Here is a 13,112-nt window from a genome sequence, read left to right as displayed (position 1 = left end):
CATGTCTGAACAACACGCACCGGGCGCCGACGCGGCAGTCGATCTCAATAATGAACTGAAAACCCGCCGCGAGAAGCTGGCACACCTGCGTGAGCAGGGCCTGCCGTTCCCGAACGATTTTCGTCGTGACCACACTTCTGACCAACTGCACGCTGACTTCGACGCCAAAGAAAACGAAGAGCTGGAAGCGCTGAACATCGAAGTGGCCGTTGCGGGCCGCATGATGACCCGCCGCATTATGGGTAAAGCCTCTTTCGTAACCTTGCAGGATGTCGGCGGCCGTATTCAGTTGTACGTTGCGCGTGACGATCTGCCGGAAGGCATCTATAACGAGCAGTTCAAGAAGTGGGATCTTGGCGATATCCTCGGCGCGAAAGGTAAGCTGTTCAAGACGAAAACCGGCGAACTCTCCATTCACTGCACCGAGCTGCGCCTGCTGACCAAAGCCCTGCGCCCGCTGCCGGACAAATTCCACGGCCTGCAGGATCAGGAAGCGCGTTACCGTCAGCGCTACCTTGACCTCATCTCCAACGATGAATCCCGCAATACCTTTAAAGTGCGCTCTAAAATCATGGCCGGCATCCGCCAGTTCATGGTGAACCGTGACTTTATGGAAGTGGAAACGCCGATGATGCAGGTGATCCCGGGCGGCGCCTCTGCGCGTCCGTTCATCACCCATCACAACGCTCTGGATCTGGACATGTACCTGCGTATCGCGCCGGAACTGTACCTCAAGCGTCTGGTGGTCGGCGGGTTCGATCGTGTGTTCGAAATCAACCGTAACTTCCGTAACGAAGGCATCTCTGTGCGCCACAACCCTGAGTTCACCATGATGGAACTCTATATGGCGTATGCGGATTACAAAGATCTGATCGAGCTGACCGAATCTCTGTTCCGCACCCTGGCGCAGGACATTCTGGGCAAAACCGAAGTTCCGTATGGTGATGAAGTGTTCGATTTCGGCAAGCCGTTCGAAAAACTGACCATGCGTGAAGCTATTCAGAAATACCGCCCGGAAACTAACATGGCCGATCTGGATAACTTCGACTCAGCGAAAGCCATTGCTGAAAGTATTGGTATCAAGGTTGAGAAGAGCTGGGGTCTGGGCCGTATCGTGACCGAGATCTTCGAAGAAGTGGCTGAAGCGCATCTGATCCAGCCAACCTTCATCACCGAATATCCGGCAGAAGTTTCTCCGCTGGCGCGCCGTAACGACGTCAATCCGGAAATCACTGACCGCTTCGAATTCTTCATCGGTGGCCGTGAAATCGGTAACGGCTTTAGCGAGTTGAATGATGCAGAAGATCAGGCACAGCGCTTCCAGGATCAGGTTAACGCGAAAGATGCGGGCGATGACGAAGCAATGTTCTACGACGAAGATTATGTAACCGCACTGGAACATGGTCTGCCGCCGACCGCCGGTCTGGGTATCGGTATCGACCGTATGGTTATGCTGTTCACCAACAGCCACACCATCCGTGACGTGATCCTCTTCCCGGCGATGCGCCCGGTAAAATAAGTCTTCTGATGTGAACAAGCCCCGGCGTGAAAACGCGGGGCTTTTTTATTGCCTGATGCGTAAAGAGAACTGGCGAAGCGCCTCTCCGGCACTGGCCGCTTCCTGGGCCATCCACGGGCTGAAGGCCCAGGGAGTGTTGTCGAGCGCTGTCAGTAGAGCGTCCAGGGCCACCCACTGGTATTCCATGATCTCGTCAGCGTTTATCGCAACAGGAGTCATGACCTGGGCGGCAAAGACCGGGCAGATTTCATTTTCCATGACGCCGGAGGGGTCAGTCTCGCGATAACGAAAGCCCGGCGCGATAGGGGTAATGCCCGCAATCTCCACCCCGGCTTCGAAACGGCAGCGGCGCACCATCGCCTGCTCGACGGTTTCACCACGCTGGGGATGACCGCACACGGAATTGGTCCAGACGCCAGGCCAGGCTTTTTTACTCATTGCACGCCGCGTCACCAGACACTCGCCCCTGGCGTTGAACAGCCATGAGGAGAAGGCGAAGTGCAGTGGCGTCTCTGAGGTGTGGGCGGCGTACTTCTCCAGTATGCCGATTTCCTGTCCCTGCTCGTTCAGTAAAATAACGTGTTCTTGAATGCTCATCATGGCTCCAGTACCAAAAACCGAATGGCGCTGAGCGTTGCCAGCCTACGTGCCTGAATAACTCTACGCCCGGTAATCCAGCGCCACCGGGCAAAAACATTATATCCCACTCCCGGGTAAAGCGTGTGGCGTACAGGGCCGAAACCGCAGCGCCAGCCACCATTCGTTTTCAGCCTGCCGGTTTTCATCTGGCAAGGGTAACAGTGGCTGCTGGGACCGGCTGCGGGAAATAATGAGCATCACCGACCGGGGCTATTCCTTTGCGCTGAATAGCACGGAAAGGTTGGCATCCCGTCGCGGGCTGCTAAACTAAGACGCCATTTATTTTCACTGAGGATCGGTTGTGCGTGCAGGAAGCCTGATGAGAAGCCCTTTTCACATTGCCAGCTGTCTGGTTATTGCCCTGCTGCTTGCGGGGTGTTCCGGTAGCAAATCGTCCGGCGATGTGTATACGGTAAAACGTGGGGACACGCTGTATAAAATTTCCCGACAGACCGGTACCAGCGTCAGCGAGCTGGCGAGGCTGAACGGCATCTCTCCGCCTTATACCATCGAAGTGGGGCAGCGGCTGAAATACAACGGGGCGTCAAAATCGTCCTCCGGGAAAGGTTCGACCCGAACCGCCAAAGTCGTGCCGTCCTCTGCGGTGCCGCAATCCTCATGGCCTCCGGTAGGTCAACGCTGCTGGCGCTGGCCAGCTGCGGGTAAGGTGGTCATGGGCTACACCACCTCGGAGGGGGGCAATAAAGGCATTGATATTGCAGGGCCACGCGGGCAGGCCATCTACGCTGCCGGGGCCGGAAAAGTGGTCTACGCCGGCAATCAGCTCCGTGGTTACGGAAATCTCATCATGATCAAGCATAGCGAAGAGTACATCACGGCCTATGCACACAATGACACTATCCTGGTAAATAATGGCGAAAGCGTGAAGATTGGTCAGAAAATTGCCACGATGGGCAGTACCGATAGCGATTCAGTCCGGCTGCACTTCCAGTTGCGCTACAAGGCCACGGCTATCGACCCACTGCGTTATCTGCCGCCGCAGGGAAGTCCGCCAAAATGCTAACGCCTGACGTTAAGCGACTAATTAATAGTCAGTTAGTCGCTTAATGTCTTGCCAGGCAGCGAGTTAGGTCTATAATGCCTGTCACACACCGAAGCGGGTGTAGTTCAATGGTAGAACGAGAGCTTCCCAAGCTCTATACGAGGGTTCGATTCCCTTCACCCGCTCCAGCTTTTCCCTGACCTGTTCATTCCTCGATATTTTTCTCATTTCTTTGTTCCGGCACTCAGGGTCTCCCTACAGCGTAGTGGCGCAGCCGATGGCCCATTTGGCCAAAGCCCCATATTGACAGTAACCGGGGCATTGTTCCGGCAGTGCGATGGGACAAACCGGGAAAGAGACGTTAGCGCATACATTCCGGCAGCTGTATCAATGAGTATTCTTCGGTAGAATGAGAATTTCCATTGAGTCAGTATTACTCTTCTATAAACGTCATTGAAACATCAAAATGCGGGTGCTTTACGATGTCGTTACGGTAGCGTTTCATTTCAGTAGTAGAGAGTGCTTTTGAAAAATAATCATTTAATATCATATGGTTTTCTGACATCGCTGAGTGATCTCGAATTACTGTCGCTTCATTCCGAAATTTTAACCCAGTTGCGTTTTAGAGGCGTCATTCGCACCAAGAACAATCCTGTAGGTGACTATGCTGAATGGCTGGTTTCTAAGGCATTCGGTATGACTCTTCTTAGCAATTCATCTGCTGGTGCTGATGCCATCGACACTGATGGTAAGAGAGTGCAGATCAAAGCAAGAAGAGTCACGCCAGATAATACTTCCCGGCTATTAAGCGCATTGCGTAACTATGAGGCAGCCGATTTTGATTATTTGATAGCCGTTATTTTCGATGAAACTTACAACATCTTTGAAGCCTACAAAATCCCACATGAAGTAATACGAGATTACGCTCGGCATAGCGTCCACGTTAACGCACATATCATTAACCTCAAGGGCGCAATTCTTACTGATCCTCGTGTTAGTTCCATCAAAGAAGAGTTGGTTGTCAGGAGTTCAGCTTCGGCCAATAAAGTGTCAATGCAAATACCTGCACCCGAATCAATGGAAGAGGTGTTGAATCAACCGGAGAAGATAACGAGCAGTGTTACGCTGGCCGGACTCCTTAAGGCTATCGGGATGGAATGTTTTGTAAAATACTTCCATCATTTTGCCGATCCAAATTTATCAAGCGCTGACATCATAGAACAAATGCACTCACGTGAGGGGTATACAGAAAAAAGTTGCCTGAGTCGTCTCAGTAAAGCGCGAAAGGTGATCAGGGATGGTTTAACTATTGAAGCTTTGACATTGATCGCTGGCTCTGGGCGAATACAAGATTCTGTCAGAAATGACGCGCGAAAACTTATCAGCTTTCTGGAGTGAAGCGATTTGTAAAACGTTGTAGTTCCTCCTATTAAATCGTCCTACAGTGCATCAAGTTTTTGTTAATAAACCCATTGGATTACGCTATATTTGAAGTCGGGTGATCTCCCTTCACCCGCTTCATTGTTTCAGACACCCGTTCTTCTTAATCATCCCTGAGTGTGGCTTCCATTAATGTAATGAGGGTATAGTTACCCGCATGTCATAATGTATGTCAGAGCTGGCGCGTTTCACTTGCATCCCAGCTATAGGTGTCCTTGGCCGCTAGCCAATCGCCAAGCTCATGATAGCTGAAGTCATAAAAATCAGCCCCAGTACCGTATCCAGCGTAATCTACGGCTGCAAGCCCTACGAACGCGCCGGTAAAGAACCCGCCGTAACTTTGTAGTACATAATCATCCGATAAAACGGCGGCATCTAATTTGACCGGGATTTCAGTAAAGTTGCTTCCGTCGAAGCTGTATTCATAAGTATAACTTTCCTTACGAACCTTCGTGCGGAACCAAACATACTCCATACCTTCCGGGATCTTGATTGCCTTATCTTTCAGATACGAGGTATATTTTCCACGGTTATTTTCACCTATTTCAATAACAGGGCCATTAATTTCATTCCAGGTGATGAAAATAAAACTCCAGTGACGGTCATTATAGTAATTCGTCAGTCCCGCCATTTGTTGATAGGAGAATGGATTAAATTCAACTTTAACCTGCGCATCAAAATAAAAAGCCTGCCAACGGCGAGCAATAAGTGACAGATCATGCGTATTTGCCAAAGAGCCCTGACCAATTAGCGTCAACTTTCCGTCGCCGGTAGCGCCCATTTTTTCTGTAAACGGAACCCGAAGGGTATTCCAGTTAATATCAAGGACTGGGGTCGTAAATTTATCGTACTGGCTATGATCGTTGGGGCTTTCAGTGAAGATGGCATCCTCTGGCCCTTCGACAAAGGTTTTTCCGCCGTGACCGCCTGCGATACGGGGCCAGCCATCTTCATCCCAAACCACTTTCTGAATGGATGTTTCTCTACCCAGCGTTGACCAACCGCGCGGGTCATAAACCGATTCACCTGCATGATTCCACGGACGAGCGCACAGCGAGGCGTAGTACCATTCTCCTTTTGGCGTAGAAACCAAAGAGCCATGTCCTTGTTTTTGCAGGTAACTGTCAGGCGTATCAACATTCGTTAAGAACACTTCCCCTGGCTGGGTTTCAAAACTGTGCGCGTCTAACGTTTTTGAACGCGCAACAACCTCCTGGTGAGTAAATACGGTTCCGCCCTGCGCGGCAAAAAGGTAATAATATCCGTTCAGTTTGTAGAGATGCGGCCCTTCAACAAGCGCAACGGCAGTCCCTCGATAAATGGTTCGCGCGGTTTCTGGTTTTAATTTCAGGGTGTTTACATCAAATTCAGTCAATGTAATGCCGTCAAAAGGGTGATGGTATTCTCGATGGTCCCATGTCTGCTGGACTAAATATTTACGGCCATCATCGTCATGAAAAAGAGAGGCATCGAAACCAACGCCATTAAGTTTGATGGGATCTGACCAGGGGCCGCGTATGTCTGTTGCGGTGGTCAGGTAGTTTGTCATGTCTTTAAAAGCGCCTTCAGTGATTTTCACATCGGTATAAACTAACCAGAATTTTCCGTCGGCATAAGAGAGGTCGGGAGCCCAAATCTCGCCTGATGAAGGATTTCCTTTCATATCCAAAAGGGCTGTGGTTGACAGCGGGGCAGGCAGAAGATTCCAGTGCGCAAGATCTTTTGATTCATGTAATCGAACGCCAGGAAACCACTCAAATGTCGAGTTTGCGATGTAGTAAGTATCTTTTACACGGATAATACTGGGGTCGGCGTTAAATCCAGGTAGTACAGGGTTTTGAATAAATGACATGTCATCAATCCTTTTTTAATTTTGATTTTTAATGGGTTGTGGTTAATGTGTTTTTACTATACGCGGATCTCATCGAGTTGCCGGTTAATATCTTCCACGTTTTTGTCGGAGATGGGATAAAAATGAATAGCGAACATTGAGACAACGGCTAAGAAAATGGGAATCCAAATTGCAGTCATATTTATACCCGCAATAGCATTTGCATGTTGATAGACGCTTGTTTCGTTAAAACCATATCCGGCCAACAACCAAAGCGGAAGCGCCCCACCAAGGGTAAACCCAATCTTGAAGAAAATACCCATAATAGCGTTAATAATTGCGGCATTTCGCTTGCCTGATTTTAATTCACCATAAGCAATCACTTCAGGAACCAGAGCCCACATAAATCCGGTTGCTGAGGTTAAACCCCACTGTTTAATGAAGGTTGCGATATAAGCCAGCCAGAGTGCATCATGCATACCGTCAAGAGACCAGACATAAGTCAACAATTCACCAACGATAAACATGCCTAAAAAAAGGTGGAAGAAGCCCTTTTTACCAAAAAACTTTTTCAGTTTTGGCCAGAAAACGGGAAATAAAATACCCGGAACTGAGGCAACAAGTCCTACTGCCCCCATCCACTCTGAATGACCGACAACAAACTGGTTGAAAAAGCCGTTCGCCGTGTTCATGACAAACATGAATGTAAAGGCCAGCATGAAGAAAAATCCCAAAATCACAAGGGGTTTATTGTTTTTGAGTTCAAGAAAAAGATCCAGAGTTTTTACGTTGGCCGTTTGTTCTGCTGTAGCCACAACGCGTTCTTTTGTTAATTTATAACAGAGAAAAAGTGCAACAGCGCCAATAACCATATAAATCGAGTACACACCAAACCAGGCATGGTTTGCAGACGGGTCAGTATAGTTCCCCATATTGAGCTCAAGCCCAAAAAATCCGGTATCCTTGAGGCTGCGATCTTTAGGAGAGGCCATCTGCACAAACATGGGGAATAACGTGTAGACGAGAAGATTGGCACTGTTGGCCAGCATCATTCTGGTACTGGTAAGTTTATCAATAGATGCAGGGTCCCTTGTCAGGGAAGCATTAAGAGAGCCATATGGAATATTCACCACGGAGTACACTAAATCCAGCGCCAGATAAATAATAAAAGCATAAGGAACCGAGCCTCTGACGCCGGGAATGGGGGCAAATAGTAAAGCGGAAAGAATAACGAGGGGAATACCGGCCCTTAAAAGCCAGGGGCGATATTTTCCAGCGCTGGAGGTTCTTTTATCAACGTAGGTTCCTACCATCGGATCCCAGACAACATTAATGATGCGGACAAACAGAAAAATAAACCCAGCGGTTGCAGTGCTGATGGTATTTACCGTGAGCATATGCAGAGCAAGAAACCCACCTACCGTACCAAAAACAAGGTTTTGAGCGAAATCGCCCATGCCATAACCAATACGCTCACCACGAGATAATATATGATATTCATCATGTCGATTTTGAATTATTTCTGTACTCATTTAATCACATCTCCGGCCTGTTTTGTCAATGTGGAGTACTTTCTGACATAGTTTATCGTGTGAATCTATTACGTTTTTATATTAATTAATTATGTTTTTTTACTCCTGTGATCCTTGAAGCAGTGTGCTTAAATAGCCCTCCTGTCCAGCTTTTGGTGAGTAGCGCAATAGCCGTAGCCGTGGCAGGTGTTTTTCCATTTAAACGGCGTTGTGTTTAATTACCAGCCATCTGCGCACCGAAAAAGAGTTCGCCGAATACCTTGTAATGCATTAATTAGAGGCTTATTTTTGCGAAGTAGTTCACATTTATCTGTTGCTCAGAAAAAGCAGTGGTGTAAAGCGCGTTTCAATTTCATATGAGAAAATCCGCAAGAGAGGTTAATTGAACTGTGCAGGTGGCAGGAAATAGAACAGGGTAATGCAGATTATTTTTATCGGCTCTTTTCCGGCTGCACTCCCGGCATAAAAGAGAGTGGCATAACCGTGAATGCAAAACGCTGCCGCTGTAAATAATTATCCTGTCTGCCAGCGATGGGCGTTGGTCATATACCCAGGAGAATACGTTCTCTGGTGCTCTGCATCGGGGCATCAAGAATTGCTGTTGTGCCTGTTGCGAAGCCTCAACCCAGGGAGGAACGCGGTGGCGGTGGCGTATCGTTATTCTGGCGCTACGCTCGCCGCCCTGAAAGCCTCACCTGCTGGCACGCCACTCGTGCGCCTTTATCGTATACAGCAGGCTGGGTTCTTCATCCGCGACATCATCCACTTCTCCGGCGTGATGGAATCCCGCTTTGGTCAGTACCTTTTGCGACGCCAGATGGTCCGGCCTGACCACACCCGAAATGGCATTCAGGTTAAGTACTTCAAAACCATAGCGCACGGCAGCGTGAGAAAATTCAGTTGCCAGCCCATTACCCCATGCCTCGGTGGCAAAGCGATAACCCAGATTGTTGATGGTGATGTCGGCATAGGTGCTAATGCTGAGCCCGCCAAAGCCTATCACGTTCTCTGGCGCATCAATGCGGGCTATTGCCCACTGGCCAAACGCGTATTTATTCCAGTGATGCAGCCAGCGTGTCAGGACGGCTCTTGCATGAGCGATATCGGGGTAAGGCCCGGCGGGATTAAACATGTTTGTCGCCGGATCGCCATAAATTCTGAATAAGTCTTCGAGGTCAGCGGGGGCGACGGGGCGCAGCGTCAGTCGCCCGGTCTGGACATGTTCTCCATAGCCGTGAACGCATAGGGTATGGAGCGCGCTGTGGGTATTCATCTTACCTCCCTGTTCTGTTGGTGATGGGTAATCCTGGTTACGCCGGCGGGCGCTGATAAACAGGCACACGACGAGTGCTGGCGGTGAGAGTGTCGAAAATTTCTACCTCCGCCGTGGCAATCTTCATACCTGATTTACGAAGCCGCTGAATATCGGCAGCCATGCGCTGAATTCCGAACCAGAATAGCCCGTCCAGAGCTGTCACCTGAAGTCCTGCGTCAAGGGCCTGCTTTAAACGCTCGCGCGGCGCCTTCACCTCTCTGGCGATTTGCTGAAACGGCGCGGCGGTGACGCCCGTAGGATCTTCGCGACGAATACGCGTTACCAGCCGATACTGGAATGCATCCGGGATCTGGCTCATGTCAGTTTTTAAACTGTAAACGCAGCCAAAGCGTTTTCCGTTAAAGATGACATTTTTCTGAGCCAACTGGAGCGCTTCACGCAACCCGGCAATAAGCTGCGGCGCACGCGTAAGCAGCAAGCGGAAGGGGAGCTCGAAGCTGGTAACGTAATCGACATTCAGTAAAGCGAGCCGCATACGCTCCTCAGCACCCGCTTTACGCTGGCGGCATTCGTCCAATACTTCACGCCACTGACCGGTAATACGTGGCGTCTCACCGGCTTCCGAAAAGAGATATTTTTCAATATGGTAGTCAACTTTTCCGGTCACCCTTTACTCCTCCTTTTGCACTGATTGAAAAGATAACATGGTGGCGATAGCGTTTCCCACACTAGACGCTGGCCTCTTCAGGGACGCCATTTTTCTCAGCCGCCCAACATATCACTTTATTTCTGCCGGTTTGCTTGGCGATGTAGAGCGCCTGGTCCGCATGTTTGATGAGCGCGTTGCTGTCGCTTGCGGCAGAAGACTCGGCAAGTCCGAAGCTTGCCGTGACCTGCAACCCTTCGGCAATATGCCGATTGTCGCTTTGTGACAAGCGTACTCTCAGAGATTCACAAATGCGGGCCGCCTCTGCGATGGCCATGCGGGGAAAGAGCAGGGTAAACTCTTCGCCGCCCCAGCGGGCGCTTAACATGGATGACTGCTGGGTATCGCGCAGGATATTGGCAACGCATTGCAGAACCTGATCGCCCACCACGTGCGACCAGCGATCGTTGATGTGCTTAAAGTTATCGATATCGAAGATCGCCAGCGTCAGCGGGTAGTGATTATCACGGGCATCGTCAAAACAGAGGGTGAGCTGTTCATCAAACACGCGTCGGTTATTAAGCCCGGTCAACTGATCTTCCCTGGCCTGTCGCTCAAAAATCTCTGCCTGTTCCTGCAAGGCCAGCGTTTTAGCCGCCACCAGCTTACGCAGGCGCTCTTCATTACGGTGCGCCTGGTTCAGTCGCCAGCGGAACAGCAGGAAGACAGACAGACCAATGAGCAGCACTAACAGCGCCTGAAAAAGGGGACGCTGCCAGATAAAGGGTTTGATGGTCAGGGTAATGGACGTGGTGTCGCCATTCCAGTCGCTGTTCGGATAGCTCGCAGAGACATTAAACCGATAGGTGCCCGGCGCCAGGTTGGTATATTCCGCTGAGGTAGCATTGCCGCGATCGACCCACTGGGGATCAAACCCCTCAAGTTTCGTGCGGTACAGAATACGCTCCGGCAGAACATATCCCAGCCCGGAATAGTCAATACGGATACGGGTCGTTCCGGCAGGCCAGGTGTAATTATTGCCTGGAGAGGGACTATTGCTGCTGACCGACTCCACAATCGGCCTTAAACGGGTTTTAGTAAACTCACTTAAACGCTGCGGGAGAACCCTTACTGCGCCCCGTGCCGTCGCCACCCAGATACCGCCTTGCTTATCGACCGTGGCGGCAGGCATAGATCCCCCGTTCGCCTGGGCGCTTATCATGCCATCGCTCTCGCCAAAGTGGGTCACGGTAAGCTGTTTTTTACGTCCTTCAACGACCGCAATGGCGTCAGCTTTGCTGATGCGAATCACTCCCCGGTTCGAGGTGAGCCAGAGATAACCCGCCTTGTCCGGTATGACCTGAAAGAGCTTGTCGATGGGAAGCCCGTTTTTACGCCCGACCATACCCAGAGCGCCGTCACGCTTACGGTAGCGAATGAGGCCCCGGTCCGACGTCATCCACATATCGTCAGGTTCGTTATAAAAGCCGAAGACATACTCAGCATGTTCCATATTGGTAAGGGGAACCGGTGTGAATGTCTTACCGTCGAAAAAGGATGCTCCCAGCCCGGTGCCTACCCAGATACGATGGGCTTCATCTTCCTGCAGGGCCATAATAAAACCGGCGGGAAGTCCGTCGGCGGAGGCATAGCTCTGGAGCGTGCCATCCGCACGCAGCACGCTCAGACCGGACGCGGTGCCAATCCAGAGATTTTGCTGGCTGTCGGGAAGAATGGCGCGGATCTCATTACTAAGCAGCCCGTCCTTTTGCTGCAGGACCACCGATAACTTTCCGTCTTTCCAGTGCATAAGGCCATCGGTGTAAGTGCCTACCCATACGCTGCCGTCTGCCGCTTCACTCAGGCTGAGTACCGAGGGGGGCATGCTCTGGCCGTCGTTGATTTGCTCGACCTTACCGCCCCGGATGCGGTTCAGACCGGTACTGCTGCCGACCCAGATGCTGCCATCAGAATGGGTCATCACCGTGCGAATATAGTCTCCGTTCAGTCCCTGACGGCGACTGACCGTAATAAAAGGGGCACGGCGCAGGCGCAGTAAGCCAGAGTTAGTGCCAATCCAGATGTTGTGCTCTCTGTCCTGCAGGATGGCTTGCACCCGGTTGTGCACAATACCGTTATCAATGTTGAGGTGCTCAAGCCCCAGGGGGCTTAGACGGAAAATACCGTGGTTGATGGTACCAAGCCAGATATCCTGGCGGTTGTCCTGCATCAGCGTGGCGACCACTTCACCGGTGAGTTGCGGGTGCAACGGAACAAAGGCGTCACCTGTACGTTTCCAGACCCCTTTTTCCGTGCCGACCAGCAGGGTATTGTCAGCCGTGACCAGCAGACTAAATACGCGTACCGGCGGCAATCCGGTAGCGGGGGAAACCCGTGTCGCCTGGCGATGGCGAATCTGATACAGGCCCTGGTCGGTGGCCGCCCATATCGTTCCGCTCGCATCTTCCACACTTTTATTTACCGTGACATTGTCAATGACCCGCTCATCATGCAGTGCGCTGGTCTCGTTTGCCGGGCGAAACACAAGCCCCATACCGGGCATACCAAACCAGTGGTTACCTTTGCTGTCCCGGGTGACGGAAGCGATCATGGTTGGCGCGGGTGCAGAGTTATGCCATTGACCCTTGTTCCAGGAGGAGATACCACCACGCGCACCGGCAACCAGCAGGCTGCCATCCTCCTCGGCAAGCAGAGCCAGAATACCCGAATCGGGCAGTCCCGCCTCTCCGCCACGCTCAAACAGCTGGAAGCTTTTACCGTTATAACGGGCAAAGCCTTCCCAGGTCCCAAACCACAGGTAACCTTCTCGGGTCTGCGCTATGGCATTGATACTGTTATGCGGAAGGCCCTCTTTTGTCGACCAGGATTCAACGAAATATTCGCTCAGGGCGACCGGGGGTTCCTGCGCCTGAAGCAGGCCGCTGAAAAAAACGGTCGCGCTAAAAAAAAGTAAGCATAAGCCACGCGTTATCGCGCCGGGTTGTCTGTGCATAGTCATGAAAATGAAGTTATCGTCCCTGGCTATAGTGCGTTTCATCATCCGGGCGATAAAACGCAGCGTTTTTTCATTATGTCAGCCGGTTAAATGCAAATTGCAGGTTTACACGATAATGCGCTGTCGCAACCGACGTTGTCTTCTGTTTTCTATTTAAGTATCAATAACATTTATCGGGAGGCCTTCTGCCAGACCCGAAATTCGCCGTCA

Annotated in this window: 9 protein-coding genes and 1 tRNA gene; 4 read left to right on the top strand and 6 right to left on the bottom strand. The window is 51.0% G+C overall.

Features of this window, described 5'->3' with window-relative positions; translation table 11 throughout:
• Position 1: 1 nt before the first annotated feature.
• A complete protein-coding gene (gene lysS / locus M1D91_RS18965) occupies positions 2-1,519 on the top strand; it encodes a lysine--tRNA ligase (protein WP_437433939.1) in 1,518 nt (505 codons plus the stop codon).
• A gap of 45 nt (positions 1,520-1,564) precedes the next feature.
• Here lysS and idi read toward each other — a convergent pair whose 3' ends face one another.
• Positions 1,565-2,116, bottom strand: coding sequence for an isopentenyl-diphosphate Delta-isomerase (gene idi, locus M1D91_RS18960; protein ID WP_437433980.1), 552 nt, complete (start codon positions 2,114-2,116; stop codon positions 1,565-1,567).
• Between the two features lie 361 nt (positions 2,117-2,477).
• Between idi and actS the strand changes: the two genes are divergently transcribed.
• From actS to M1D91_RS18945, 3 genes are all read left to right on the top strand, one after another.
• A complete protein-coding gene (actS, locus tag M1D91_RS18955) occupies positions 2,478-3,182 on the top strand; it encodes an amidase activator ActS (protein WP_437433938.1) in 705 nt (234 codons plus the stop codon).
• Positions 3,183-3,275: 93 nt separating this feature from the next.
• Positions 3,276-3,349 (top strand) — tRNA-Gly (locus M1D91_RS18950).
• A 337-nt stretch (positions 3,350-3,686) separates the two neighbouring features.
• Complete coding sequence (locus tag M1D91_RS18945) at positions 3,687-4,559, top strand: DUF6998 domain-containing protein (RefSeq protein WP_437433937.1); 873 nt, start codon at positions 3,687-3,689, stop codon at positions 4,557-4,559.
• A 214-nt stretch (positions 4,560-4,773) separates the two neighbouring features.
• Here the strand turns inward: M1D91_RS18945 and M1D91_RS18940 are convergent, their stop codons facing one another.
• The 5 genes from M1D91_RS18940 to M1D91_RS18920 all read right to left on the bottom strand — a co-directional run bounded on the left by M1D91_RS18940 (position 4,774) and on the right by M1D91_RS18920 (position 12,905).
• Positions 4,774-6,453, bottom strand: coding sequence for a glycoside hydrolase family 43 protein (locus M1D91_RS18940; RefSeq protein ID WP_437433936.1), 1,680 nt, complete (start codon positions 6,451-6,453; stop codon positions 4,774-4,776).
• Between the two features lie 56 nt (positions 6,454-6,509).
• Entirely contained in the window at positions 6,510-7,949 is a 1,440-nt protein-coding gene (locus M1D91_RS18935; protein WP_437433979.1) for an MFS transporter, read from the bottom strand.
• Between the two features lie 706 nt (positions 7,950-8,655).
• The gene (locus M1D91_RS18930) at positions 8,656-9,237 is read right to left on the bottom strand and encodes a GNAT family N-acetyltransferase (protein WP_437433935.1); all 582 of its coding nucleotides are present in this window, start codon (positions 9,235-9,237) and stop codon (positions 8,656-8,658) included.
• A 37-nt stretch (positions 9,238-9,274) separates the two neighbouring features.
• A complete protein-coding gene (locus tag M1D91_RS18925) occupies positions 9,275-9,907 on the bottom strand; it encodes an ECs1377 family protein (protein WP_437433934.1) in 633 nt (210 codons plus the stop codon).
• Between the two features lie 61 nt (positions 9,908-9,968).
• Positions 9,969-12,905, bottom strand: a complete 2,937-nt coding sequence (locus M1D91_RS18920; protein ID WP_437433933.1) for a ligand-binding sensor domain-containing diguanylate cyclase — start codon at positions 12,903-12,905, stop codon at positions 9,969-9,971.
• Positions 12,906-13,112 lie beyond the last annotated feature (207 nt).

It is taken from the genome of Enterobacter sp. SA197 (genome assembly GCF_054131575.1).
This window is presented reverse-complemented; position numbering and strand designations above follow the sequence as displayed.